Consider the following 26,317-nt stretch of genomic DNA (forward strand, 5'->3'; position numbering starts at 1 on the left):
GTAACGGCGGCCGATCCCGCATCGTTTGAGACCGCCTTCGCCAAATCCCGTTTTAGTCGCGAACATATTTCTTTTAATTGCCGCCGGAACCGCGAGCCGCCGTGGAGGCGAAGACCCGCGCCGGCAGTCAAGGTACTCGTGGCAGGCAATGGAAATCCAAGAACATTACGATTGAAATCACCTGGAGGGATTGAATGTCATATCAGTACGGAAACCGCCCGGTTCCAACGCGTATCGCCGCCGGTATTTTGCAGGCTTTCGGCGTCACCGCCACCGCCGGCTTGCTGGCTTCCCTGGGCTTGCCGGCCGCCGCGCAGGAAGTTCAACCGATGCAAAGGGTCGAAATCACCGGTTCTTCGATCAAGCGCCTCAACGCCGAAACCGCATTGCCGGTGCAACTGATTACCCGTGCCGATATCGACAAGAGCGGCGTCACCACGGCGGCCGAACTGCTGTCGAAAGTGTCCGCCAACACGGCCGCGCTGACCGACGGCGCCAGTTTCAGCGACATTGCCGGGCAGCGCGGTTTCAATGGCGCCAACTTGCGCGGCATCGGCGTGTCGTCGACGCTGGTATTGCTCAATGGCCGGCGCCTGGCGAACTTTGCCTCCCCTGGCGGCAACGCCGGCGTCGACCTGAACGCGATCCCGTCGGCGGCGATCGACCGGGTCGAAGTGCTCAAGGACGGTGCCTCGGCGATCTACGGCACCGATGCGATCGGCGGCGTGATCAATTTCATTACGCGCCGGAATTACGAAGGTGTCGACGCCAGCGCCTACTACGCCGACACCGAACACGGCGGCGCGCGCAAGGCGATGGCGACCCTGTCGGGCGGCATCGGCGACCTGGCGACCGATCGCTACAACGTGCTGGCCGTGCTCGATTACCAGGACACCAGCAGCCTGCGCTCGTCGCAGCGCAGCTGGATCGGTTCGGCCTTCCAGCCCGATATCAATCTCGACTCTGGCAGCTCGAATACCTTTCCCGCGAACGTTCGCCGCACGCGCGCGAATGGCACCACCGCCACCGGTCCGCGGTTGAATCCCAGCGCGCCGACCTGCAATCCGCCGGCCACCGTGTATGCGCCGGACAGCTTCGTCGGGCCCGCGGCCTGCATGTACGACTACATGCAGGACACCGAACTCTTCCCGGAGTCGAAGCGCGCGTCGCTGCTCACCCGGGGCCAGTTCGCGCTCGACAAGGACACCACCCTGTACGGCGAGTTGCTCGTCAACAGGACATCGACCATCTACCGCATCAGCGCATTGACGGTCTCGGGCGAGATCTATCCGCTGGCCGGGCAGTACTATCCCCATGCGCTGATCACCACCGACAAGACGCCGCTCGTCGTCAACATGCGCCTGACCGAAGGGGGGCCGCGCACCAACGAGATCGATGCGACGGCCACCCGCATGGTCGCTGGCGTCAAGGGCGTCGCGCTGGGATGGGACTACGACATGGCGCTCAACCACAGCGTCAACGAGGTCGACGACAAATATGTCGACGGTTACGTGAAGACCTCGCTGTTCGACGCGGCGTTCGCGAGCGGCAACATCAATCCTTTCGGACCCTCCGGTCCCGACGGCCAGGCCTTGCTGGCGGCGGCCAAGATCAACGACCTGGCACGCCATTCGCGCGGCACCACCGACTCGTTCGATATCAAGGCCACGCGCGACCTGTTCGCGATGGCTGGCGGCAACGCTGCCGTCGCGGTCGGCGCTGAATACCGCCGCGAGAAGATGGCCTTCACGCCCTCGGCATTGCTGGCGGCCGGGGAAATCCGCGGCGAGGGCGAGGCCACGCCGTTCTCGGGCGGGCGCAATGTCAAGGCCGTGTATGCCGAGTTCAACCTGCCTGTGCTGGCAAGCCTGGAAGCGCAGCTGGCGCTGCGCCATGACCGCTACAACGACGTGGGCTCGACCACCAACCCCAAGATCGGGGTCCGCTGGAATCCGACGAAGCAGGTGGTACTGCGCGGCTCGTACGGCACCGGCTTCCGCGCGCCATCCCTTGCCGACCTGTACGGACCGGTGCGGCTGGGCCAGGCCAACGGCATCTACAACGACCCGCTCGGCTGCATCCAGGTCGGGGCGATCGACAACACCGACAACCCCGATTACTGCGGCTTGCAGCCGGATAAGCTCCGGGGCGGCTCGGCGTCGCTGCGCCCCGAGGAATCGAAGCAGTTTTCGGTGGGGCTGGTGCTCGAACCGTACCGCGATCTCACGACCACGCTGGACTACTGGCGCATCAAGAAGACCGATGTGATCGTCTCGCCGGAAGGCTCGTACTTCACCGACCCGGTGCGCAATGCCGCCTACATCATCCGCGGCGAGCCCGACCCGGCCTTGCCGGGTATCCCGGGACCGATCCTGTCGATCGATTCGCGGCTGCGCAATATCGGCGCGCTGGAAACCTCGGGTGCCGACCTGGGCATCAACTGGCGCCTGCCGGCCACCGACGTGGGCAGGTTCGGCATCGGGTTCAACGGCACGTATGTCTTCGAATACAAGACACGCGAGGCGAACGACGGCCCCGACATCAGCGCGCTGGGCGTGTACACCAACGACCAGATCGTCCAGCGCTGGCGCCATACGGTGAGCCTGGACTATGAACGCGGGCCCCTCAACCTCACCTTGCAGCAAACCTACCTGAGCGGCTATCGCGACCAGAACCTGCTGGCCGACGGGTCGGTCCATCGCGTCAAGGACTATTCCCTGCTGGACCTGACCGGCGCGTATCGGATCACCACCGGGCTCAGGCTGCGGGCTGGTATCAAGAACCTGCTCGACAAGAATCCACCGCGCTCGAACCAGTTGTTCAGTTTCTCGGTCGGCTACGATCCCAGCTATACCGATCCGCGTGGACGCCAGTTCTACGCCGCGTTGGACTACTCGTTCAAATAATCCGCACCAGGTCAGCCCCGCTGTCGCTCGTTGCGAATTTGCACGAGCAGCAGTGGGTCTGGCTGTCCTACCCGAGCTGGCGATTCCAGCATGACTCGATCGATATGGAGGTTCACCACATGAAGGCTTCAGTTCGTTTTGCTCTCGCGGCAGCCGCTGTTGTTGGTAGCGTTACCGCACCTTGCGCTCACGCGGCAGGGAAGTTCTGGGATCTCGGGTATGGCATCACGGTTTCGGGTTCATCGGCCGACGGCAGCGTGATCGGCGCTTATGTCGCCAACGATTCTTACTACATGTGGACCGCTGCCACCGGCGTGACGTCCATCGGCGGGGCATGGCAAGGCGGGGTGGCCAGCGTGTCGGCCGATGGATCACGCATCTCCGGCTCTGCCTTCGGAAGCGACGGCCTGAACTACGCGGGCTACTACTCGGTCGGCACCGGCCAGTGGACGACACTGGGCGGCATCGGCGGCACCCTGGATAACTCGGCCAGCTCCGGCTGGAATATCTCCGGCGATGGCAAGACCGTCGTTGGCCTGGGGTGGGTCGGCGGCGCCACTGCGCATGCGATCGCGTCGACTCCCGCCGGCGGCATGGCCGACCTTGGCTCGATCGGGGGCTCGTCACGTGCCAACGGCGTTTCCCATGATGGCAGCATCATCGCCGGCTGGGTCGAGCAGCCGGACGGGCAATGGACCGGTGCCTACTGGGATAACGGCACCTTGCACAATATGGTCGATGGCCAGGGCAACGCGCTGCAGGAGGCGGGTGCGGTATCGGCGGATGGCAACTGGATCGTCGGGGATGGCAGCTTCGGCCAGACCTGGCGCTACAACACGGTCACCCAGCAAACGGAGTGGCTGGGTGATCTGGACCCGACGGCATACTTCCAGGGGGCAACCGGCATCTCGGCCGATGGCCAGATCATTGTCGGCTACGACCGGGGCTTCGGTCCCGCCGTCTTTGGCCAAGGCACCATCTGGATCGAAGGGCAGGGCATGCTCAGCCTGACCGATTACATCACCAGCCAAGGGGTGGACCTTGGCGGTCGGACGCTGGCACTGCCGCTTGGAGTTTCGGCCGACGGAAGAACCTTTTACGGCATGGATGACACCGGTAGCGGCTTTGTCGTGACGTTGTCGCCGGTCCCCGAACCGGCTACCTACGCGATGATGGCCGTGGGATTAGTGGCGCTGGCTGCGCGCCGGCGCATGCGTCGCGGGCAATAATGCATCAGTGAACGCGGGACGACGGGTTCGGCTGCAGTGATCTCATCGAGCGGTTCAAGCGTCGTCATGCGTTTACCGGGCACCCGTCAACATTTGAATCGTCGGATGTCCGGTCTTGCGGGCTGACGTCCGGGCGGCCGGTCAAGCCACACCATCGCCGGCTTCCTGGGTCAGCGCAGCAGTTCATGCCAGCAGTCCATCCCCCGTTGCGAACGTTGGGCTATCCTGTGCGTTCCCGTCACTTGATAGAGGACGTAACATGACCGAATACAAGCCACAGGGCCACAGCGACCTTTCGCCCTATCTGGTCGTCAACGGCGCGGCGGCGGCCATCGACTTCATGAAAACCGTGTTCGATGCCCAGGAGCTGTACCGCCATCCAGGCGAAAACGGGTCGATCCTCCACGCGGAGGTGCGCGTCGGCGACACCGTCGTCATGCTGTCGGATCCGAACGCCGGCTGGGAGTCGAGGCCCGCCCACGTGCATGTCTACGTGCCCGACGTGGACGCGACGTATGCCAAGGCGCTCGCCGCAGGGGCCCAACCACTGCAGGCCCCGGTACGCAAGGAAGACCCCGACAAGCGCGGCGGCGTGCTCGATGCAGGCGGGACATCCTGGTGGATCAGTACGCGGCAGGCTTAGTGCCCGCGCTTGAACGGGCAGCGCGTGGCGGGAAGCCTGCGCGCCCGAGTACCTCATCGACTCGCGTTGTGCGGCTAGCGCTTGACCCAAGCCGCTCCGATCCGGAAATGGTCACGATCGTCAGCTTCCGACGCGAAGCTGAAGCTTGGTGCAGGGGAGCCGATCGCAACTGGTGGCAAGTCGGCGTTACGGCCTGGTCCAGGTTACATCCGACATACTGTAGTGCTTCATTTCCGCGATCTCGCCGATGAACGGTCGAATAATTTCGAGAAATGGCGGGAAATGCGGCCCGCGACGGAATTGTGACATGTGCGCCTCGGCCGACCGCCAGGTGATCCGCAGTATGCACAAATCAGGCGCATCATCCCGCACCGACAATTCATAGCCAAGACATTCTGGCGCCTCTCTCAGATGAGAAGCAGCCGCGCGATAAGCTTCCAGTAACTCTGCGGTGGTGTGCTTGTTCAGTTCGTAACGTATGTATTCGACGATCAAGGCAGGCCTCTCTTTGGACACCGGGAGACCTACAGCCTAGTCCAGATCATGGCGTTGTTCAACGCACCATGCGGACGCCTGCCCAACGCTGTCGTACCAGATCAGTCCAGTAATTTACTGGACGGAAACGCGAACAGGAAAGCGAACCGCGCGGCAGTCGAGAGTAGCCGGAAGATGGTATGAAAACAGATCAGGGCGATCACCACCTGAGCAGCTCCGCTTGTCGGGAATATCCCGGCACTGTCGAGCAACGGGAGCGTAACAAGCGCCGTGAGAAAGCTCACGGTACCAATGAACCACCACTTCTTTTCAAGATTCGACATGGACGCTCCGTGGAAAATACGCGTGGAGCCGTCAGCTTATCACCCAGCCCTCCTGAATGCTCGATATCGCTGCTGGCGAGAGGCCGCTTCTGGCCAGTTCCAACCGGGCAGCATATGACAACTCGGCGCCATAGCCGACATCATCGCGTGTTCCCGGCGGCTGCGAGCGACAGGGTTCAGCGCCACATTCAAGGCCCGTCAACGGCCCCGACATCGAAACCGTCATAGCTTGAAACGCCGAACTCCGCCGCGATGCCGTAAAGCTGTTGATTGCGTCGGTCCAGCGAAGCAGGCGAATGCGTTTCCACCCGGTCCAGGCGCAGGAAAAAAACAGGGTCTTCATCGGACTCGTCCGGATCGAGCGTTCCCACGAATTGGTAGCCCGCCAGCCCAAGATGCTCGGCGATCGGAAGCAGTTTCAGACGGTCGGCATCCACGAAAAAATAGGACCATCGACATTCCTCATCGATGTTCCAGTTGGCGCGCCCCGAGTCGCGGGTTTGGCGGGTTTCAGCAAAAAAGTCTTCGAGCTGGGCGAGCGTAATCATGACTGTCCGGGAATGGTGTATGGCGTTCCGGGCTGCCGAGACCACCCGAGTGCAATGGTTCAGTCTACCATGCTGCTGCCATCAGGAAACGTCAGAGGGCTGGGCAGACGTCCAGCCTCGTCAGCATCCTGGTGTGGTAACAAGGCGGCGTCATCGACACGACCGGCATCCCTCAGGAAGCCGGCCCCGATTCGTAATCCATCGTATCCGGATCGCGGTCGCCGGCCAGCGGCGCACCGTTCGCTTTCAGCCATGCGAAGCCGAGGAGCCCCGCAGCCAGCGATGCCGCCAGGATGGCCATCTTCGATGCATTGATGACCTCCGCCTGGCCCACGAACGCCAGGTTGGTGATGAAGATCGACATCGTGAAGCCGATCCCGCCCAGCAGGCCCGCGCCGGCGATGTGACGCCAGGCCAGGTCCAGCGGCAGGCGGCACAGCTTCAGCGCCACCGCCGCGAAGCTGAACAGCACGATGCCGATGGGCTTGCCGAGCACCAGGCCGGCGATGATGCCCAGGCTGTTGGCGCTCATCAGCTCCGTGGCCCAGTCCGCGCCGATCACGATGCCCGTGTTGGCCAGCGCGAAGACCGGCAGGATCAGGAACGTCACCGGCTTGTGCAGCCAGTGTTCGAGCCGGTGCGACGGCGATGCCTCATCGTCTTCCTTGGCGGAATACGGAATCGCAAAGGCCAGCAGGACGCCCGCGATGGTCGCGTGCACGCCGGACTTGAGCATCAGGAACCACATCAGCGCGCCGCCCAGCAGATAGGGCAGCAGGGCGGCCACGCGCAGCAGCCGGTTCATCGCCGCCAGCGCGGCAAAGACGGCCGCCGCGCCCAGCAGATATACAAACGACAGGTCGGTGCTGTAGAACAGCGCGATGACGATGATCGCGCCCAGGTCGTCCATCACGGCCAGTGCCGTCAGGAAGACTTTCAGCGAGGCCGGCACCCGGCTGCCGAGCAGGGCCAGCACGCCCAGCGCGAACGCGATGTCGGTCGCCATCGGAATGCCGACCCCGGCCTGGGTGGCCGTGCCGCCGTTGAAGCCGAAGTGGATCAGGGCCGGCACCGCGATGCCGCCGGCCGCGGCCAGCATCGGCAGCATGGCATTGCGCAGGTCGGACAATTCACCGTTGTACAGCTCGCGCTTCAGTTCCAGGCCGATGAGCAGGAAGAACACGGCCATCAGCGCGTCGTTGACCCAGTGCTCGACGCTCAGGCCGGCCACGACCTGGTGCCAGAAGTGCAGGTAGGCTGGTCCGAAGGTGGAGTTGGCAATCGACAGGGAAACCAGCGTGCAGACGATCAGCACGATGCCGCCGGCCTTGCTCGACTGAATGAATTCCTTGAAGGTGCGGGACAGGCTGCGTTCGACGCGGATCATGCGGCCTCCGGGGCTGCATGAGGGGGAACGGCACGAAGGGGAACGGCACGAAGGGGAACGGCGTGGCGGTGCGGCAAAGAATGGATGGTCATGGTGGTCGCAAGAAAGCCGCGCGGCGGCCCGACCAACGCATGTCCTGCCGTACCCCTGCGGTACGAACACCCGGCAAGCAGTATAACCCAGCCTTGTCCTGATGCACATCAATGACAGGAATCGTTACATGTCGACTCGACCGCGCAGATCCGCGATATGGCTTGGCCTTGCGTTCGCTGCATAATGGCGAAGAGACAATAATACCGCTTGGATAGACACACCCCAAGTGCAAATACCGGGGTCAGACCCGGCGGGTCTGACCCCAGCCTTCGCCGTTGGGGGTGAATGCATGCGCTTTGAATGTTTCGGGTAACGCTTAACTTAACAGCCCTACGCCATGACACCAATTTTCTTCGCCGATGCGCGCGAGTTCCGTACCTGGCTGGAAAAACACGCCGGCAGCGCGACCGAACTGCTGGTCGGTTTCCACAAGGCCGGCTCGGGCCGGCCATGCATGAGCTGGTCGGCATCGGTCGATGAAGCGCTGTGCTTCGGCTGGATCGACGGCCGCCGTACGGGCATCGACGACGCGACGTATTCGATCCGCTTCACGCCCCGCAAGGCGTCGTCGATCTGGAGCGTGGTGAACATCGCCAAGGTGGACGAGCTGCGCGCCGAGGGAAAGATGACACCGGCTGGTGAAGCGGCCTTCGCGCTGCGCACCGAGGCGAAGTCCGGCATCTACGCGCACGAGCGGAGCGACATGCCCGAACTGGCGGATGCCGAGCGCGAACGCTTCCAGCGCGACAAGGCGGCGTGGGAGTACTTTCAGGCCGCGCCGCCCGGCTATCGCAAGACCTTGCTGCACTGGATTACCAAGGCGAAGCGGGAAGACACGCGCAGCAAGCGGCTGGAGCAACTGGTGCAGGCTTGCGCCGAGGGCAGGCGACTGACCTGAAAACAGCCCGCCAGGAAATTGGCAACATCATGCGAAAACAGGTGTCCGACACATTTTCCGGAGGAAGCGCCCGGAAAAAATGTCCGACACCAGCCACTCTGACGCCAACTCTAGAGTCACATCGCCCAAACTTGCCGGCATTGCGCTCCGATGCTGGTTTTGCCCCTCCCTGGCCCATCCAGGCCGCGTTACCCCGGCCCAGCGTGGCGCCGCAAACGTTTTCGCGGCATTACACTCGGTAGTTGTCCGTCGATGACCGGCGGTTTCGCCCGTCGGTCTTTCCCACCGCCAGCCGAAAGGAATCGCCGATGCCAGCCCCCAGCGCAGTTGCCGATCCGGCCATTACCCACGCACCGGTAAGCCGCCTCGTTCCAGCCACTCTCACCATCAACGGCGCCGAGGTGCCGCTGCCCACCGACCCGCGCGTATCGCTGCTCGACCTGCTGCGCGAACATCTGCACCTGACCGGCACCAAGAAAGGCTGCGACCAGGGCGCCTGCGGGGCCTGCACCGTGCTGGTGGACGGCGAGCGCCGCATCCTGTCCTGCCTGGCGCTGGCGGTGCAATACCAGGGGCGCTCGGTCACGTCGGTGGAAGGTCTTGCCGCCGGCGATACGCTGCACCCGCTGCAGCAGGCCTTCATCGAGCACGATGGTTTCCAGTGCGGCTACTGCACGCCCGGCCAGCTGTGCTCCGCGCTGGGCATGGCGGCCGAGCTGAAGCGGGGCGTGCCCAGTTACGTGACCGCCGACCTGGCGGCGGACGTGGTCGAGTTCAGCCACGATGAGGTGCGCGAACGGATGAGCGGCAACCTGTGCCGCTGCGGTGCCTACAACGGTATCGTCGACGCCGTCACGGAACACCATGCGAAGGAGCCGCGATGACACCCTTTGCCTTTGCCCGCGCGGCCGATGCCGCCGATGCGGTGGCCCGTGGCAATATGCCGGGGACAAAGTACCTCGGCGGCGGCACCAACCTGGTCGACCTGATGCGCGAGACGGTCGAGCATCCGGCCATGCTGGTCGATGTCACCGGACTGTCCGGCGCGATCGACGAGCGGCCCGACGGCAGCCTGCTGATCGGCGCCGCGGCCACCAACACGGCGCTGGCGGAAAACCGCGCCGTGCGTACCCGCTTTCCGCTGCTGACGCGCGCGATCACCGCCGGCGCATCGCCGCAGATCCGCAACATGGCCACTGTCGGCGGCAACCTGCTGCAGCGCACCCGCTGCGGCTACTTCTATGACAGCGACGGTTCGCGCTGCAACAAGCGCGAGCCGGGGCAGGGCTGCGATGCACTGGAGGGCTTCAACCGCATGCATGCGATCCTGGGCGCCTCGCCGCATTGCGTGGCCACCCATCCTTCCGACATGTGCGTGGCGCTTGCCGCGCTGGATGCCATCGTCCACCTGCAAGGGGCGGGCGGCGCGCGCACGGTGCCGCTGACGGAATTCCACCTGGTGCCGGAAGACCATCCGGAACGCGAAACAGTGCTGCGGCCCGGCGAACTGGTCACCGCCATCGAACTGCCGCCGCTGGTCTTCGCCGCCCGGTCCGGCTACCGCAAGGTGCGCGACCGGGCCAGCTATGCGTTCGCGCTGGTGTCGGTGGCCGCCGCGCTCGACGTCCACGACGGCGTGGTACGCGACGTACGGCTGGCGCTGGGCGGCGTGGCGCACAAGCCCTGGCGCGCGTGGACGGCCGAAGCCATGCTCAAGGGCCGGCCCGCCACCGAGGAACTGTTCGCCGTCGCGGCCGCCGCGGAACTGGCCGACGCGCGGCCGCTGCGCGACAACGCCTTCAAGATCGACCTGGTACGCCGCGCCATCGTGGCCGTGCTGGGTGGTCTCGTCGATACCCGATCGTGAGGAGCCGCGATGAGCATACTTCAGAAAGGAGTCCAGGCCGCGATGCAGAAGGCGGTCGAGATGGCGCCCGATGCGTTCATCCCCGGCGGCATTCCCGACCCGCTGATCGCCGAAGGCCATGCGCTGATCGGCGCGCCCGTATCGCGCGTCGACGGTGCCGTGAAGGTACGTGGCGCGGCGCCGTTCGCGGCCGAGTTCGCGCTCGACGGCATGGCCTATGCGGCGCTCGTGTACAGCACCATCGCGCGGGGCCGCATCGCCACGCTCGATACCGCGGCGGCCGAGGCGGCGCCCGGCGTGGCGCTGGTGATGACGTACCGGAATGCGCCGCGCATCAAACCCGTGCCGATGATCTTCACCCAGCCGAAGGCGGCGCACGGCGACGACCTGCCCGTGTTCCAGGACGATGCCATCCACTGGAATGGCCAGCCGGTGGCGCTGGTGCTGGCCGAGACGCAGGAACAGGCGGAGTACGCGAAGTCGCTGGTCCGGGTCACGTATCACGAAGAGCCTGCAACCACGTCGGTAGCGGCCGCGAAGGCGCGGGGCATCGAGGCCGCGGCGTTCATGGGCGAGCCGCTGGACGTGCGGATCGGCGACGCGGAAGCCGCGCTGGCCGCGTCGCCGCACCGGGTGGACGCCGCCTACGGCACGCCCCGGCTGAACCACAACGCCATCGAACTCCACGCCGTCACGGTAGCTTGGGATGGCGAGGAATTGCGCCTGCACGATGCGTCGCAGGCGGTGGCGCACACCGCGTGGTCGCTGGCGCAGGCGTTCGGCATCGAGGAAAAGCAGGTGCGCGTGACGTCGCCCTTCGTCGGCGGCGGCTTCGGCGGCAAGCTGCTGTGGCAGCACCAGGTGCTGGCCGCGGCCGCGTCGAAACTGGCCGGCCGGCCCGTGCGCCTGATGCTGTCGCGCGAAGGCGTGTACCGGGTGGCCGGCGGGCGTACTCTGACCGAGCAGCGCGTGGCCATCGGCGCGGCGGACGATGGCCGCTTCACGGCCCTGGTCCACACCGGCATGGTGGCGATGTCGCCCCATAACGGCCTGGCCGAACCGTTCATCATGCCGGCCAAGTCGCTGTACAGCGCCGGCAGCTTCAAGCTGTCGGTGGAGGCGGTGCGGATGAACATGCTCGCCAATACCTTCATGCGTGCCCCGGGCGAAGCGGTCGGCTCGTTCGCGCTGGAGTGCGCGGTGGATGAACTGGCCGAACGGATGGGCATCGATCCCATCGAACTGCGGCGCCGCAACGAGCCGGACCAGGACCCCACCACGGGCGCGCCATTCTCGTCGCGCCACCTGGTGGAAGCGTACCGGATGGGCGCCGAGCGTTTCGGCTGGGCGCAGCGGCAAGCCAGGCCGCGCATGCGGCGCGAGGGTGAATGGTGGATCGGCATGGGTTGCGCCACCGCCACCTATCCTTACTACCGCATGGGTGGCGGCGCGGCGCGCATCACCCTGAAGCGCGAAGCCCGCGTGCGGGTGGAAGTGGCCGCCCACGAGATGGGCATGGGGACCGCGACCGTGCAGGCGCAACTGGTCGCGGCCCGGCTCGGCGTGCCCCTGGAAAACGTGACGGTGACGTATGGCGACTCGGCCATGCCGGGCACGATCCTGGCCGGCGGCTCGCAGCAGACGGCGGCGATCGGCGCGTCCGTCATTGCCGCCTTGCGCGCGCTGTTTACCGACCTGCTGCGCCTGGGCGGCCACGGCACGCCGCTCGACGGGCTGCACTTCGACGAGGTGCGCGGGCTGGAAGGTGGCCTGTGCAAGGCGGGCGACGGCTTGCGCCGCGCCAGCTATGCGGAACTGCTGGCCCGCGCCGGCCGCGACGAGTTGCAGGTGGAGGGACAGGCCGCGCCGCCGCTGGAAGCGCGGCACTGGTCGATGCACTCGACCGGCGCGATCTTCTGCGAAGCGCGCGTCAACGCGGTCACCGGCGAGCCGCGCGTGACCCGGCTGCTGGGGTCCTTCGATTGCGGCCGCATCCTGAACGCGAAGACGGCGGCCAGCCAGTTCCGTGGCGGCATGATCATGGGCCTGGGGATGGCGCTGATGGAGAAAACGCTGTCGGACCCGCGCAACGGCCGTGTGATGAATCCCAGCCTGTGGGATTACCACGTGCCGTCGCACCTGGACGTGCCGCCGATCGAGGTGCTCTGGACCGATCTTCCCGACCCGCATGCCCCGGCCGGCGCGCGCGGCATCGGCGAGATCGGCATCACCGGTACCGCCGCCGCCGTGGTCAACGCGCTCTACAACGCCTGCGGAACCCGCGTGCGCGACTTGCCGGCCACGCTCGACAAACTGCTGGGCTGACGCACCGGCTGCCGTTCAGGGCGGCGGCGGTGTGTCCGGTGCCGCTTCGTCCGGTGCCGCGTCATCCCTGCCGCCCGGCGCGTTGCGTCCGCCGGCATCGGCCACGCTGTCGACCAGCTGCACGAGTTCGCGCAGCTGGCGGTCCAGCATCGCCACCAGCCGGGCCGATCCGTGATCGGGCGGCAGCATGATTTTCAGCAGGTCCATCCCGCTGCGCATGGGCGCCAGCGGGTTGCGCAGGTCTTGGCAGAACGCTATCAGGAACTCCTGCCGGCGGTGCTCGGCGGCGGCCAGTTCGCCGATGGCGGCGCGCAGCCTGGTCGTCGCTTCGCTGGATGCCGCCTGCGCCGCGAGCAATTCGGCCCGGCTGCGCTGCAGCTCGCGTTCATAGGCGCGGCGGTCGCCTGCGGCGAAGAAAGCCAGTTCATCCAGCACGCCGGTAGCGAAGCGGCGGCGCGTGACGTTGAGCAGCGCCGGCACGCGCGCGCCATCGCGCCGCACCAGGTCGATCTGCACGTCGGCAACGGCGTTCTGCAGGCGCAGCAGCGGCTGGCAGTGCGACTGGTACAGCACGCCGCCACCGATGCTGAGCAAGTCCTGCAGCCGCATGCCGCCGGTCAGCTCGTGTTGCGGGTAGCCGAGCCAGGCCACGCTGGTGCCGTTCGCGCGCAGGATCGTGCCGTCCGGATCGGTCAGCAGCAGGGCGCACGGCGCATGGTCGAACAGTTCCTCGCCCAGGGGAAGCGATGCCTGGTCATGCGGCCGGGCGGGTTGCGGCAAGGTATCGCGGGAAGCGGGCTGGTCTGGCAGTGGACCTCGCGTGGCGGCCATGGGTCAATCCGTCCATTGCCGCAGGAAGGGCGACATCGCGGCCGCGCACTCGCGCGGCGCGCTCATGTGGGGGCAATGGCCGATGTTGTCGATGACGTGCAATTCGCTGCCGCGCAGCGCACGGTGCGTGAATTCCCCGACGGCGCGTGGTGCGATCAGGTCTTCCGAACATTGCAGGATGAGGGCGGGAGTGGTCGAACGGGGCAGGTCGGCACGGTGATCGGACAGGAAGGTCACGCGGGCGAAGTGGGCGGCAATGGCCGGATCGGCGCGGCAGAAACTGTCGACCAGTTCGCCGCTGAGCTCGGGCCGGGCCGGCGCGCCCATGATGGCGGGGGCCATGGCGCGCGCCCAGCCCTCGTAGTTGTCCGCCAGCGTCTGCAGCAGGTCTTCGATGTCCGCCAGCGAGAAGCCGCCACGGTAGTCGCCATCGTTCAGGTAGCATGGCGACGGGCTGACCATCACCTGGGCGGCAAAGCGGCCCGGTTGCAGGATGGTGGCCAGCAGCCCGACCATGGCCGCCACCGAGTGGCCCACGAACACTACCGGCCGGTCGGCAAACCCTTCGGCGAATTCATCGGCGATTTCCAGCACGTCCCGCGCGTAGCCGAGCAGCGTGCCATACCGGGCGGGATCGTAGGCGCTCCAGTCGGAGGCGCCGCTGCCGACCGCGTCGAAGACGACGATGCGGTAGCGGCCTTCGAAGGCCGGCAGCAGGAAGCGCCACATCGACTGGTCGCAGCCGAAGCCGTGCGCGAACAGCAGCGTTGTCGAACCGCTGCCCCACGCCTTCACGTTGTTGCGCTGCCGGATGCTCATCGTCCCATGTCCTTAGCGTCCATGTCCTTAGCGTCCATGATCTTCGCGTCCATGATCTCCGCGTCCGTGCTCTCCACGCCGCCGCCATTCCAGTGTAGCAGGCTTGCGCGGGCATGAGCGCGCATGCGGCCCGGGCGCTCAGCGGGGCGGGAGAACCGCGCCCGCAGCCTCGCCGAAGCCGACGCGCGGCAGGTCCGGTCGCAGCACGGCCACGCAGCACGACCGTGTCGCCAGCCTCGAGGAAGGGGCGCTGTTCTCCATCGGGCAGCGTGATCGCGGATGGCTGGCCGCGCTGCGAACCAGCGTGTTCCGGTACGGGCGCTACAATCAGGACGAAGGCAACAGCTGGCTGCGCACGCTGGCGGCCGACGCGTTCTGCGAATGGCCCGCGGCGGCGCGCAGCGCAGCCCGGACAAGACATCACTAATAAAACCCAAAGAGGAAATGCCATGCTCGTGAGCTTTACCATCCTGCTGCTGTTCCAGTGCCTGGGGGAGGGCATCGCCTATGTGCTGCACCTGCCCGTTCCCGGGCCGGTCATCGGCATGCTGCTGCTGTTCGCCGCCCTGCTCGCGGCGCCGGCGCTGCAGCGGAAGATCGAAGCCGATGCCAACGAACTGCTGCGCCACCTGTCGCTGCTGTTCGTCCCGGCCGGCGTCGGCATCGTGGCGGCGGCATCTTCCAGCAGCGGGCACTGGCTGGCACTGCTGGCGGGCCTGATGGGCAGCACGCTGCTGACGCTGGCCGTGACGGCCCTGGTGCTGCGCGCGGCCAGCCCGAAGGATGGCGATGTTTGAGCTGGCGGAGCTGCGCTCCTTCTGGGTCTATCTTTCCGCCTCGCCACTGCTGGGATTGACGCTGACCCTGTGCGCCTACGCTGTGGCGCAGGCCATGTATGCCCGCTGCAAGTTCTCGGCGCTGGCCAACCCGGTGGCGATCGCGATCGCCCTGGTCTGCGCGGTGCTGTGGTTGTCCGGCATGTCGTATGAGCGGTACTTCGCCGGCGCCCAGTTCGTGCACTTCCTGCTCGGACCCGCTACCGTGGCGCTGGCCGTGCCGCTGGTGCGCCAGTTGCCCCGCCTGCGCCGCGCTTTCCTGCCGGTGACGCTGGCACTGGTATGCGGTTCCGTCACGGCCATCGTTTCGGCGGTCTGCATCGTCGTTGCCCTGGGCGGGACGGCGGAACTGGCCCGTTCGGCCGGCCCGAAATCGGCCACCACGCCGATCGCCATGGCCGTGTCGGAACGGCTGGGCGGCCTGCCATCGCTGACCGCCGTCCTGGTGATCGGCACCGGCATCTTCGGCGCCGTCACCGCGCGCTTCCTTTTCGGCTGGATGAAGATCCATTCCCACGAAGTGCGCGGCTTCGCGCTGGGCGTGGCTTCGCACGGCATCGGCACCGCGCGGGCGTTCCAGGTCAGCGCGGAGATGGGCGCGTTCGCCGGCCTGGGGATGGGCCTGAACGGGGTGCTGACCGCGCTGCTGGCGCCGGGGCTGATTCCGCTGGTGCTCCGGTGGCTGGGCGTGTAGCGCCGGTCACCGCATACGGTTCTTTTACCTGCTGCCCGGCGCGCGGCCTCCGCCACGGCGGCCCCGGTACAGCAGCAAGCCGGCACCCGCCATGATCGCCACGTCGGCAACGTTGAAGATGCCCGTACGGAGCGGCCCGATGCCGATATTGAGGAAATCGGTCACCCCGCCGCCGAACAGGATCCGGTCGATCAGGTTGCCGGCGCCGCCGCCGGCAATGAGCGCGATGGCGACGACGTGGATCGTGATGATGCCGGGCTTCCGGATCGCGTATGCCACCAGGCCGGCCAGCACGAGGGCAATGGCAATGGTGAAGATGGCGAACCGGACCGGCTCGGGAAGCGTGGCGCCAAGGTTGAGAAAGGCACCGTGGTTCTGCACGTGCTGCAAGCGCACGAAGTCGCCCCAGAAGGAGTAGGTGACCGGGTCCGGCAGGCACACACGGACAAGCTGTTTCGTCGCCTGGTCGCAGCCGACGCAGGAAAACAGCACGAGCAGCAAGAGCGACGTTCTTCCGAGCCTGTTCATGGTTCTGTCCTTGCCAGGTGAAGGGTAGCTAGCCAGTGGTCGACAGCCGCAGCTTGCCGGTTCGGCAACGGAGGGCAAGCCGCAGTGTACCGGCAAGCTCCCGCAGCGTATAGCGGCGGATTGCAACACGTGGCGGCCGGACGCGGCGCCATCGGGCACCGGCGGATCGAACTGGCCATCCGCGTCAGTCGAGGAAGCCCGGACTGCCCTTGATGGTCGATGCGGTGATGATTTCGCTCGTCGAATATCCTCCTTCGGCGTAGCCGGACCCACCCTTCAACGTCCTGCCGTCGGCAAACGTCGCGCTGATCTCGTAGCCGCCGGCATTGCCTGCGATGTATCTCAGCTGGGCAGACTGGCGGTTCTTCAAGGCAGGCAACTGGACTGTGCTTGTTCGACCGCCCGATCGATGCGTCAGCACGACGTTCGCGACGTCCTCGCCGCTACGGTTTTCCACGACAACGCGCACTACCGGCGAGAGCCAGCCCCTGGAGCCCGCCGTGATGGCGCCTGCCACGAAGCCGATTCCGGCGCACAGTATCGCGGCGATCGTTGCGCCGATCAGGGTCGAGACTCTTTTCATCATTTCAGTCCAGGTTATGCCCCGATCCTGGCGGATTCAGTGGCTGGGCAAATAAACAATTCCTCATGAGTGAAGAGTATCCACCTTGGCTCTTAGCCCTGCATTAGAACTGGAGCGTGCCGTATTCGATGGATGCGCCATCCAGCCGTTACTTGCCTTCGAATTTCGTTGCGGTACCGGGATGGCGGACGACGCAATCGGGTAAGGCACCGGCGACCACAGGAGCCGGTACCGAAATGCGTGCACCAATCGGTGCCGGCCGGATCAAGATGAACGATGAGGCGATTCCTGGACCCTTCCCGGCGGTGCCTGGCGCCATCCGTAGCGAAGCTGCGGCGACGCGCTGAATCAGGCCTGCGTGCCGCCGGCCGGGCTGACCGCCACCTGCAGCGTCGCCCGCAAGCCGGGCCGGTTATCGGCCAGCAGCAGCACGCCGCCATGCAGGCGGGCCACGGCGGAGACCACCGACAGGCCCAGCCCCACGCCGGGCGTGCCGCGGCTGGTGTCGCCCCGGTAGAAGCGCTCGACGACGCGCGGCCGTTCATCTTCGGCGATGCCGGGGCCATTGTCGCTCACCACGATTTCCAGCATGTCGCGCTGCGGTCGCTGCACGGCGATGGCGATCACGCCGCCTTCGGGCGCGTACTTCAACGCATTCTCCACCAGGTTGCCGAGCGCCTGCGCCAGCAGCACCGGGTCGCCGACGGCGCGCAATGCGCCACGCGGCGTGAACGCCAGCGCGATATTGCGCAGCTCCGCCACCGGCGCATAGAACTCGGCCACCTCGGCCGCCAGGTTCGTCACGTCCACCGGCACGAAACCGTTGCGGCGGCTGCCGCTGTCGATCTCGGCCAGGCGCAGCAGCGCGTTGAAGATTTTCATCACGCGGTCGACGTCGTTGATGGCCGCATCGATCTCGGCAAACGTTTCTTCCTCGTTCGGGCGGTTGACGGACAGCTCTTCCAGCCGGGCGCGCAGCTCGGACAGGGGCGTGCGCAAGTCGTGCGCGATGGCGTTCGACACGTCCTGCACGCCCGTCACCAGGTGCTCGATCTGGTCCAGCATGCGGTTGACGGTGCGCGTCAGCAGTTGCAGTTCGTCGCCATCGCGCGGCGCCGCGAGCCGGCGCGACAGCTTGCCCTCGATGATCGCGGCCGTGGTCTGGCTGATGCCCTGCACGCGGGTGAGCAGGGCGCGGCGGATCAGCACCCCGCCCAGCGCCGCGCCCACCAGCACCGCCGCGCCGCAGCCCAGCAAGCCGTACACGAACAGCCGTTCCAGCTCGTCGAAGCGGTTCAGGTTGCTGGCGATCAGCAGGCGGTAGCCACGCCCCAGCGTCACGCGTACCAGTTCGATCCGGCGCGGCACGCCGTCGACGCGGATGGTGGCCGAGCTGACGCCGTCGCGGTCCGGCAAGCCCCCGGGCCAGGCGGGCAGGTTGCCGGCCAGCTTCGCGCCGTTCGGGGCCATCAACAGGATGATCTTGCGCACGCCATCGTTGGTGCCCTCCACCTGGCTGTCGATGGCCGTGGTCAGCGCGGCCGGCCCGCCGCGCCGGAACAGGTTGCCGAGGCGCTGCGCTTCGGAGGCCAGCAGCTCGGTGCGCACCTCCTGGATGTTGGTGCGCCACGCGTACCACAGCGGCGAGGCGAACATCGCCAGCACCAGCAGGGTGACGAACGCATAGCCGATCGCGATGGTGCGGGCGGAAAAGCCGGGGAGTCTCATGCCTGGTCCCGCTACGGCTGGTCGGTCAGCATGTAGCCGGCGTTTCGCACGGTGCGCAGCAGCGGCTTGCCGAAGCCGGCGTCGATCTTTTGCCGCAGCTTGCTGATGTGGACGTCGATCACGTTGGTCTGCGGATCGAAGTGGTAGTCCCACACGTTTTCCAGCAGCATCGTGCGCGTCACCACCTGGTTCGCATGGCGCATCAGGTAGCCGAGCAGCTTGAATTCGCGCGGCTGCAAAGCCACCGGCCTGCCGGCGCGCGTCACCTTGTGGGCCAGCATGTCCATGCTCAGGTCGTCCAGCGTCAACGTGGTGTCCACCGCCTGCGGTTGCGCGCGGCGCAGCAGGGCGTCGAGGCGGGCCAGCAGTTCGCCGAACGCGAACGGTTTCACCAGGTAATCGTCGCCGCCGCTCTTCAGGCCGTGGATGCGCTCGTCCACCCCATCGAGCGCCGACAGGATCAGGATCGGCACGCGGTTGCCCTGCTGGCGCAGCGCCGCCACGATGGCCAGGCCGTCGATCCCGCCGGGCAGCATGCGGTCCATCACGATCGCGTCGTACGGTTCGCTGACGGCGTGGTTCATGCCGTCGCGGCCGTTATCGGCGTGATCGACCGTGTGGCCCGCTTCGGCCAGGCCCTTCTTGACGAAGCGGGCGACCCGTTCGTTGTCTTCGACGAGGAGGAGTTTCATGGTGTGCTCATCTGCTTTATCTGCTTGCGTGTGGTTGACGCAGGCATCTACCCCAACGGCGAAGGGCTGGGGTCAGACCCGGCGGGGTGAAGCAGGGATTTCGCGAAGCATGCTTCGCGCCTGCTGAACGATGCTGGCATGCATGCTAGCATCCCTCCTGACCCCGGTACTTGCACTTGGGGTAGGCTTACCTGGACGGCATCAGGGCCGACCCCGGCAGCCGCGCCTGGGTTGACCGGTTCAGCTGGCTGGCGCCGCCACCCCGGTATCCGCCCGCGCCGGCGTCTCTCCGGTCCGTTCCAGCCACCCGCCACCCAGCGCGCGGTACAGCCCCACCAGCGCGGCGAGCTGGTTCTGCCGGGCCGCGATCAGCGAGACGCGGGCATTGTACAGGTCCGTTTTCGCCGTCAGCACGGCCAGGTAATCGCTGGCACCGCTGGAATACAGCAGCTCGGCCAGTTCCAGCCGGCGCTGCTGGGCCGCCACGTCGCGCTGGCGCGCGGCCAGTTCGGTATCGTAGGTGCCGCGGGCCGCCAGGCCATCGGCGACCTCGCGGAACGCCACCTGCACCGCCTGCCGGTACTGCGCCACGCCGATATCGCGGGCGATGCGGGCGTTATCCAGGCTGGCCTGGCGCGCGCCGCCATCGAACAGGGGCAGCACCAGGCTGGGCGCGAACGACCAGACCCCGGTACCGGCCTCGAACAGCTGGCCCAGAGCGGTGCTGGCGGTGCCGGCGGCGGCCGTGAGCTGGATGTTCGGGAAGAATGCCGCGCGGGCCGCGCCGATGTCGGCGTACGCCGCGCGCAACTGCGCCTCGGCCTGCAGCACGTCCGGCCGGCGCAGCAGCAGGTCGGACGGCAAGCCGGCGGGGATATCGGGAAACTGCGCGGCCAGCATCGACTGCCGGTCCAGCGGCGTGGCGGGCCCCGGGGCGGGCGGCAGGGGCTGGCCCAGCAGCAGCAGCAGCGCGTTTTCCGCCTGCGCGCGAAGCCGCTGCTGCGCCGCGTGATTGGCCTGCGCCTGTTCCAGCGTGCCGCGCGCCAGCGTTTCATCGAGTTCGGAAACGGTGCCCGTATCGAACTGCAGCTTGACGATGCGGTAGGATTCGCGCGCCGCCGCCAGCGTTTCCTCGGTGACGGCCAGCTGTTCCTCGTAGGCCAGCATGGCGAAATACTGCTCCGCCACCTGGGCAACGAGGAGGATGTGTGCGGCCTGGCGGCCATGGGCGCTGGCCACGTACTGTTCGCGGGCCGCGTCCGTCAGGCTTTGCAGGCGGCCGAACAGGTCGACTTCCCATGCGGCCGTCAACGCGACGGCATTGGCGTGCGTGGTGGCGCCGGCGGCGTTCCTGCCGCGCGTGCCGGAAGCTTCCACGCCCACCTGGGGCAGGGCGGCGCTGCGCTGCGACTGCAGGGCCGTGCGCGCCTGGGCGACACGGAGCAGGGCGATGCGCAAGTCCTGGTTGCCGGCCAGCGCTATACCGACCAGCTGGCGCAGGCGCGCATCGGCGAGGAAATCCTGCCAGCCCGTGTCGGCGGCCGGGGTGGCGTTCGCGGAAGCCGCCGCCGCGTAGGCCGGGCCGGTGGGAAAGGCCGCCGGCGCAAGATCGGCCGGGCGCTGGTAGGCGGGCTGCAAGGTGCAGCCGGAGGCCAGCGCGGCGACCGCAAGCAAGATGGGCAAGTGTTTCATCAATTGACCTCCTGGCCCGCGGGCGTGACCACAGCTGGCGGATGGTTGCCGGATTGAGATGACGCACGCTTGCGGTCCCTGATCTTGCCGGCCACCAGCACGAAGAACAGCGGAATCATGAACGTGGCCAGGAAGGTGGCCGTCAGCATGCCGCCGATCACGCCGATGCCCAGCGCGTTCTGGCTGGCGGCGCCGGCGCCGCTGGCGATGGCCAGCGGCAGCACGCCCAGCACGAATGCCATCGACGTCATCAGGATCGGGCGCAGGCGCAGCTTGGCCGCTTCCATCGCGGCCTCCAGCACGCCGCGCCCTTCCAGCTGCAGTTCGCGGGCGAATTCCACGATCAGGATCGCGTTCTTGGCCGACAGGCCGATCGTCGTCAGCAGGCCGACCTGGAAGAACACGTCGTTTTCCAGCCCGAACAGCGTGGCGGCGGCCAGCGCGCCCAGCACGCCGATTGGCACCACCATGATCACGGAGACAGGAATGGCCCAGCTTTCATACAGCGCGGCCAGGCACAGGAACACCACCAGGATCGACAGGCCGTACAGCAGCGGCGCCTGGGCGCCCGCCTGGGCTTCCTGCAGCGAGATGCCGCTCCATTCGTAGCCGATGCCGTCCGGCAGCTGGCCCATCAGGCGCTCCATGATTTCCATGGCTTCCCCGGTACTGTGGCCGGGCGCGGGCTGGCCCAGGATCTCGGCCGAAGCGATGCCGTTGTAGCGCTGCACCGCGGGCGCGCCCCAGGTCCAGCGGGCGCTGGCGAACGCGGAGAACGGCACCATGGTGCCGGCCGCGTTGCGCACGTGCAGGAAGCGGATGTCGTCGGGATTCATGCGGAATGGCGCATCGGCCATCACGTACACGCGCTTGATGCGGTTGTCCGTGTCGAGGAAGTTGTTGATGTAGCGCGACCCCCAGGCCGTCGAGAAGGTCTGATCCACGTCCGTCAGGTTCACGCCCAGCGCGGCGGCTTTTTCGCGGTCGATGTCGATCTTGTAGGTGGCGTTGTCGGCCTGGCCCGTGAAGCGCACGCGCGCCAGCGCCGGTTCGTTCTTCGCCAGGTCCAGCAGCTGGTCGCGCGCCTTCGCCAGCGCCTCGTGGCCAAGGCCGCCGCGGTCCTGCATCTGCAGCGAGAAGCCGGTGGCCGAACCCAGGCCGCGGATCGGCGGCGGTTCCACCGCGGTGACCTGGGCACCCTGGAAGTCGCCATAGCGGGCCGAGATGCGGCTGCTCAGCGCCGAGACGGACAGCTCGTCGCCGGTGCGCTCGTCCCACGGCTTGAGCCGCACGAACAGGCGGCCCTGGTTCTGGCCCCGGTTCGGCTGGCTGGCGCCGATCGTGGCGAAGGTGGAGTCGACCATCGCCTTTTCGTCGTTCAGCAGGTACTGGTTGATCTCTTCCAGCACCTTGCCGGTGGTTTCCAGCGTGCTGCCGGGCTGCGTCTGCACCTGCACGAACATGTAGCCCTGGTCCTCGCGTGGCAGGAAGCCGCCCGGCAGCCGCAGGAACAGCAGCGCGACGACGCCGACCAGCACCACGTACAGCGCCATCCACACGCCGCGCCGGCGCACGATGGCGGCCACGCCGCCCAGGTAGCGGTCGCGGCTCTTCTCGAAGCCGCGGTTGAACCAGCCGAAGAAGCCGCGCTTGTCATGGTGGTCCGGGTCCGGCCGCTTGAGCATCGTCGCGCACAGCGCCGGCGTCAGTGTCAGCGCGATGAAGACCGACAGCAGCATCGACGCCACCACGGTCAGCGAGAATTCCCGGTAGATCGCGCCCACCGTGCCGCTGGAGAACGCCACCGGCACGAACACGGCCGAGATCACCAGCGCCACGCCCACCAGCGCGCTGGTGATCTGGCTCATCGCCTTCTCGGTCGCCTCGTACGGGCCCAGGCCTTCCTCGTGCATCACCCGCTCGACGTTTTCCACCACCACGATGGCATCGTCCACCAGCAGGCCGATGGCCAGCACCAGGCCGAACATGGACAGCGTGTTGACGGTGAAGCCCAGCGCCGACATGATGCCGAAGGTACCGAGCAGTACCACCGGCACGGTGATCGACGGGATCAGCGTGGCGCGCAGATTCTGCAGGAACAGGTACATGACGAGGAACACCAGCGCGATGCCCTCGAACAGCGTGACGACCACTTCGTGGATCGACACTTCGATGAACGGCGTCACGTCGTTCGGGTACACCACCACCAGGCCATTCGGGAAGAACGCCTTCAGCTCGTCGAGGCGGGCGCGCACCGCGTCCGCGGTGGTCAGCGCGTTGGCGCCCGGCGCCAGCTGGATGCCCACGCCGGACGCGGACTTGCCGCTGTAGCGCACGTCCACGTTGTAGTTTTCCGGGCCCAGCGCCACGCGCGCCACGTCGCCGATCCGCACCGACGAGCCGTCCGGCTGCACCTTCAGCAGGATGCGGCGGAATTCCTCGGGCGTGCGCAGCAGGCTGGCCTGGTTGATGGTGGCGGACAGTGTCTGCCCCGCCACGGCGGGCGAACCGCCCAGCTGGCCGCCGGAAATCTGCACGTTCTGCGCCTGGATCGCGCGGTTCACGTCCAGCGGCGTCAGCGCGTAACCCGTCAGCTTGACGGGATCGAGCCAGATGCGCATCGCGTACTGGGTGCCGAACACGTTCAGGCTGCCCACGCCGGGAATGCGCGACAGCGGGTCCTGGATGTTCGACGCCACGTAGTTGGCGATGTCGAACTTGGTCATGCTGTTGTCTTCGGAAACAAAGGCCGCGACCATCAGGAAATCGCTGGTCGACTTCGTTACGCGCAGGCCCGACTGCTGGACTTCCGAGGGCAGGCGCGGCTCGGCCGAACGCAGCTTGTTCTGCACCTGTACCTGAGCGATATCGGGATCGGTACCCGGCGCGAAGGTCAGCGTGGTGGTCGACTGGCCGGTATCGTCGGTGGTGGAGGTCATGTACAGCAGGTTGTCGATCGCCGTCATCTGCTGCTCGATCACCTGCACCACGGTATTGGCCATGGTCTCGGCCGAGGCGCCGGGGAAGGTGGCCTGGATCTGCACGGACGGTGGCGACACGGGCGGATATTGCTCGACCGGCATCTTGAACAGCGCGATGCCGCCGACCAGCATGATCAGCAGCGAAATCACGATCGCGAAGATGGGCCGCTGGATGAAGAATCTAGCCATGGCTGCTCATCCTCAGCGGGCCGCGGGGGCGGTGGGGGGCGCGGCCGCGGCAGGCGCCGTGGCCAGCCTGCGCGGTGCCGCGGCGCGCGGCGTCACGACGATGCCGGGGCGCAGCTTCTGCACGCCGCTGACGATCAGGCGCTCGCCATCCTTCAGGCCGTGCTCCACCAGCCAGTGGCCATCGACCAGCGCACTGGCCTGCACGGTGCGCACCTCGGTCTTGTTGCCGCCGCCGACCAGCATCACGGTGGCTTCGCCCTGCGGGTTGCGCGTCACGGCGGTGGCGGGCACGCGCACGACACCTTGCCGCACGCCCTGTTCCACGCTGGCGCGCACGAACATGCCAGGCAGCAGAAGCTTGTCCGGGTTGGGGAAGCGGGCCCGCAGCGTGACGGAGCCGGTATCCCGGTCGACCGTCACGCCGGAAAATTCCAGGATGCCCGGGTGTGCGTACGTGCTGCCGTCTTCCAGCTTCAGGCGCACCTGGGCCTTGCCGGCGCCTTCCAGCTTCAGGCTGCCGCTGGCGATATCGCGCCGCAGCGCCAGCCCCTCGGCACTCGATTGCTGCAGGTCGACATACATGGGATCGAGCTGCTGGATCGTGGTCAGCAGCGTGGCGGACCCGGCCTGCACGTAGGCGCCCTGGGTCACCTGCGATACGCTGCTGCGCCCGGCGATAGGCGCGGTCACGCTCGTATAGCCGAGGTTGATGCGCGCCGTGGTCACGGCCGCTTCCGCCGCGGCCACGTCGGCGGCGGCCTGCAACTGCGCCGCCTCGGCATTGTCGAACGCCTGCTTGCTGACGGCATTCCCGCCGACCAGCACCTTGTAGCGTTCCAGTTGCGACGTGCTGCTGACCAGGTTCGCCCGGGCCCGCTGCAGCGTGGCCTGTGCGCTCGACAGCGCGGCCCGGTACGGCGCGGGATCGATCAGGTACAGCGGGTCGCCCTTGCGCACGTCCGCCCCTTCGGTGAAGCGGCGGTCCTGCACGATGCCGTCGACCCGGGCGCGCACTTCGGCCAGCAGGAACGGCGCCGTGCGGCCGGGCAGCTCGAGGGCCAGCGGCACGCTGCTGCGCTCGACGGTCAGCGTGGCAACCTGGGGAACGGTGGCGGCTTTCGGAGCGGGGTCGGCACCGCAGCCGTACAGGGCCAGCGCGGCCGCGGCGCATGCGGCAGCCAGGCCCGCGCGGCGCCGGGGAAAGGAAAATGGCATGAATGGTCCGGATGACAGGTTAACGATGGAGTCCACCCCGCACTATGCCGCGTAGCGGCTGAAGGGGGAATGGCCGAATCATTAATTATCGTTAATCTGGGCGAAACACGGCGCGGACAAAACACGGCGCGGACAAAACACGGCGCTGCGTGGGCGCCGCCGCGGCATTGCCGCGGTTACCTGAGGCGCCGCCGGCTGTCGTCGCCGGACAGCACGCGGGCAATCGTTTCATCGGACAGCGCCTCGCGGCGCAGCAAGCGCTCGGCGCGGGCGGGATCCATCTTCCCGGCCAGGGCGATGGCGGCCTGTACCACCGCCGCGCGCACCACGTCGTGCCTTCGGCTGTCGACATGGTAGAAGCGGGGCGCCCTGGGTACTTCCTGTTCGCATGGCGCTTCACCGGTTGCCGGCGGACTGCGCCACACCACCGTCATCGTGGCGCGCGAACCGCCCGCCGCGAGCACGCGCGCGATGAGCGCCTCGGCGACGTGGGCATAACGCAGGTAGTCGATCGCTTCGTCGGTCCCGCGCAGCTTTTGCAGGACCACCGCGATATCGATCGTGCGCGCTGTGTCGGCATCGTGGCGTGCATCTCTCATTGCTCGGGTCTCCATCGCCGGCCGGCGTTCCGCCATCGGGAAACCGGCATGGGGCAGAGTAGCCCGCATTGCCCACTCATGCAAAGGGTATTTGGCACCGGCCGACGGCCGGGGAGCCGGCTGGCGGAAGCTTTTGTTGCGAAATGGTCACAGTATGGCCAGAAAATCGAACGTGCGTGCGGTCCGGCAGGCACTGCCGGGTGGCGCCTTGCCAGC

General features: G+C 67.0%; 23 protein-coding genes. 9 read left to right on the plus strand and 14 right to left on the minus strand.

All coding sequences use genetic code 11. The features are described 5' to 3' along the window. The first annotated feature begins 194 nt into the window (after positions 1-194). The 3 genes from EYF70_RS11025 to EYF70_RS11035 all read left to right on the plus strand — a co-directional run bounded on the left by EYF70_RS11025 (position 195) and on the right by EYF70_RS11035 (position 4,778). Positions 195-2,906, plus strand: a complete 2,712-nt coding sequence (locus tag EYF70_RS11025; protein WP_131145439.1) for a TonB-dependent receptor — start codon at positions 195-197, stop codon at positions 2,904-2,906. A 38-nt stretch (positions 2,907-2,944) separates the two neighbouring features. After that, positions 2,945-4,135 carry a PEP-CTERM sorting domain-containing protein gene (locus EYF70_RS11030; RefSeq protein WP_131145440.1) on the plus strand — a complete coding sequence of 397 codons (1,191 nt, stop codon included), beginning with the start codon at positions 2,945-2,947 and terminating at the stop codon, positions 4,133-4,135. Positions 4,136-4,394: 259 nt separating this feature from the next. Beyond that, positions 4,395-4,778 carry a VOC family protein gene (locus tag EYF70_RS11035; protein WP_131145441.1) on the plus strand — a complete coding sequence of 128 codons (384 nt, stop codon included), beginning with the start codon at positions 4,395-4,397 and terminating at the stop codon, positions 4,776-4,778. Between the two features lie 186 nt (positions 4,779-4,964). Here EYF70_RS11035 and EYF70_RS11040 read toward each other — a convergent pair whose 3' ends face one another. From EYF70_RS11040 to nhaA, 4 genes are all read right to left on the minus strand, one after another. Next, positions 4,965-5,273, minus strand: a complete 309-nt coding sequence (locus EYF70_RS11040) for a putative quinol monooxygenase (RefSeq protein ID WP_131145442.1) — start codon at positions 5,271-5,273, stop codon at positions 4,965-4,967. A gap of 101 nt (positions 5,274-5,374) precedes the next feature. Next, positions 5,375-5,596 (minus strand): hypothetical protein, encoded by a 222-nt coding sequence (locus EYF70_RS11045; protein WP_131145443.1) that lies wholly within the window; start codon positions 5,594-5,596, stop codon positions 5,375-5,377. A 188-nt stretch (positions 5,597-5,784) separates the two neighbouring features. Beyond that, positions 5,785-6,144, minus strand: coding sequence for a ribonuclease E inhibitor RraB (locus EYF70_RS11050; RefSeq protein WP_131145444.1), 360 nt, complete (start codon positions 6,142-6,144; stop codon positions 5,785-5,787). Between the two features lie 172 nt (positions 6,145-6,316). Beyond that, positions 6,317-7,531, minus strand: coding sequence for a Na+/H+ antiporter NhaA (gene nhaA, locus EYF70_RS11055; protein ID WP_131145445.1), 1,215 nt, complete (start codon positions 7,529-7,531; stop codon positions 6,317-6,319). A 430-nt stretch (positions 7,532-7,961) separates the two neighbouring features. Here nhaA and EYF70_RS11060 point away from each other — a divergent pair, with 430 nt between their 5' ends. From EYF70_RS11060 to EYF70_RS11075, 4 genes are all read left to right on the plus strand, one after another. Next, entirely contained in the window at positions 7,962-8,522 is a 561-nt protein-coding gene (locus EYF70_RS11060) for a YdeI/OmpD-associated family protein (RefSeq protein WP_131145446.1), read from the plus strand. Between the two features lie 308 nt (positions 8,523-8,830). Next, entirely contained in the window at positions 8,831-9,406 is a 576-nt protein-coding gene (locus EYF70_RS11065) for a 2Fe-2S iron-sulfur cluster-binding protein (RefSeq protein WP_131145447.1), read from the plus strand. Next, positions 9,403-10,389, plus strand: a complete 987-nt coding sequence (locus EYF70_RS11070) for an FAD binding domain-containing protein (RefSeq protein WP_131145448.1) — start codon at positions 9,403-9,405, stop codon at positions 10,387-10,389. Before EYF70_RS11065 ends, EYF70_RS11070 begins: the two co-directional genes overlap by 4 nt. Positions 10,390-10,398: 9 nt before the next feature. Further along, positions 10,399-12,714: a xanthine dehydrogenase family protein molybdopterin-binding subunit gene (locus tag EYF70_RS11075; RefSeq protein WP_131145449.1), complete on the plus strand. Its 2,316-nt coding sequence runs from the start codon at positions 10,399-10,401 to the stop codon at positions 12,712-12,714. Positions 12,715-12,729: 15 nt separating this feature from the next. Here the strand turns inward: EYF70_RS11075 and EYF70_RS11080 are convergent, their stop codons facing one another. Continuing rightward, on the minus strand, positions 12,730-13,545 hold the full coding sequence (locus EYF70_RS11080; protein ID WP_131145450.1) for a PAS domain-containing protein: 816 nt from the start codon (positions 13,543-13,545) through the stop codon (positions 12,730-12,732). Between the two features lie 3 nt (positions 13,546-13,548). Continuing rightward, positions 13,549-14,364: an alpha/beta fold hydrolase gene (locus EYF70_RS11085; RefSeq protein WP_131145451.1), complete on the minus strand. Its 816-nt coding sequence runs from the start codon at positions 14,362-14,364 to the stop codon at positions 13,549-13,551. 449 nt (positions 14,365-14,813) lie between these two features. Between EYF70_RS11085 and EYF70_RS11090 the strand changes: the two genes are divergently transcribed. Then, positions 14,814-15,161 (plus strand): CidA/LrgA family protein, encoded by a 348-nt coding sequence (locus EYF70_RS11090; protein ID WP_131145452.1) that lies wholly within the window; start codon positions 14,814-14,816, stop codon positions 15,159-15,161. Continuing rightward, positions 15,154-15,894, plus strand: a complete 741-nt coding sequence (locus EYF70_RS11095; RefSeq protein WP_131145453.1) for an LrgB family protein — start codon at positions 15,154-15,156, stop codon at positions 15,892-15,894. Before EYF70_RS11090 ends, EYF70_RS11095 begins: the two co-directional genes overlap by 8 nt. A 24-nt stretch (positions 15,895-15,918) precedes the next feature. On the opposite strand, the gene lspA is transcribed toward EYF70_RS11095, so the two are convergent. The 8 genes from lspA to EYF70_RS11135 all read right to left on the minus strand — a co-directional run bounded on the left by lspA (position 15,919) and on the right by EYF70_RS11135 (position 26,101). After that, positions 15,919-16,422 (minus strand): signal peptidase II, encoded by a 504-nt coding sequence (gene lspA / locus EYF70_RS11100; protein WP_131145454.1) that lies wholly within the window; start codon positions 16,420-16,422, stop codon positions 15,919-15,921. A gap of 184 nt (positions 16,423-16,606) precedes the next feature. After that, positions 16,607-17,008: a hypothetical protein gene (locus EYF70_RS11105; RefSeq protein ID WP_131145455.1), complete on the minus strand. Its 402-nt coding sequence runs from the start codon at positions 17,006-17,008 to the stop codon at positions 16,607-16,609. A 345-nt stretch (positions 17,009-17,353) separates the two neighbouring features. Further along, entirely contained in the window at positions 17,354-18,733 is a 1,380-nt protein-coding gene (locus EYF70_RS11110) for a sensor histidine kinase (RefSeq protein ID WP_131145456.1), read from the minus strand. 11 nt (positions 18,734-18,744) lie between these two features. Continuing rightward, on the minus strand, positions 18,745-19,425 hold the full coding sequence (locus tag EYF70_RS11115) for a response regulator transcription factor (RefSeq protein WP_131145457.1): 681 nt from the start codon (positions 19,423-19,425) through the stop codon (positions 18,745-18,747). Positions 19,426-19,665: 240 nt separating this feature from the next. Further along, positions 19,666-21,117, minus strand: coding sequence for an efflux transporter outer membrane subunit (locus tag EYF70_RS11120; RefSeq protein ID WP_131145458.1), 1,452 nt, complete (start codon positions 21,115-21,117; stop codon positions 19,666-19,668). Continuing rightward, a complete protein-coding gene (locus EYF70_RS11125) occupies positions 21,117-24,287 on the minus strand; it encodes an efflux RND transporter permease subunit (protein ID WP_131145459.1) in 3,171 nt (1,056 codons plus the stop codon). Before EYF70_RS11125 ends, EYF70_RS11120 begins: the two co-directional genes overlap by 1 nt. Positions 24,288-24,299: 12 nt before the next feature. Beyond that, positions 24,300-25,502, minus strand: a complete 1,203-nt coding sequence (locus EYF70_RS11130) for an efflux RND transporter periplasmic adaptor subunit (protein WP_131145460.1) — start codon at positions 25,500-25,502, stop codon at positions 24,300-24,302. A 176-nt stretch (positions 25,503-25,678) separates the two neighbouring features. After that, positions 25,679-26,101, minus strand: a complete 423-nt coding sequence (locus tag EYF70_RS11135) for a hypothetical protein (protein WP_131145461.1) — start codon at positions 26,099-26,101, stop codon at positions 25,679-25,681. Positions 26,102-26,317: the final 216 nt, after the last annotated feature.

Origin of the sequence: Pseudoduganella albidiflava, assembly GCF_004322755.1 — a bacterium.
Classification (GTDB): Bacteria; Pseudomonadota; Gammaproteobacteria; order Burkholderiales; family Burkholderiaceae_D; genus Rugamonas; species Rugamonas albidiflava.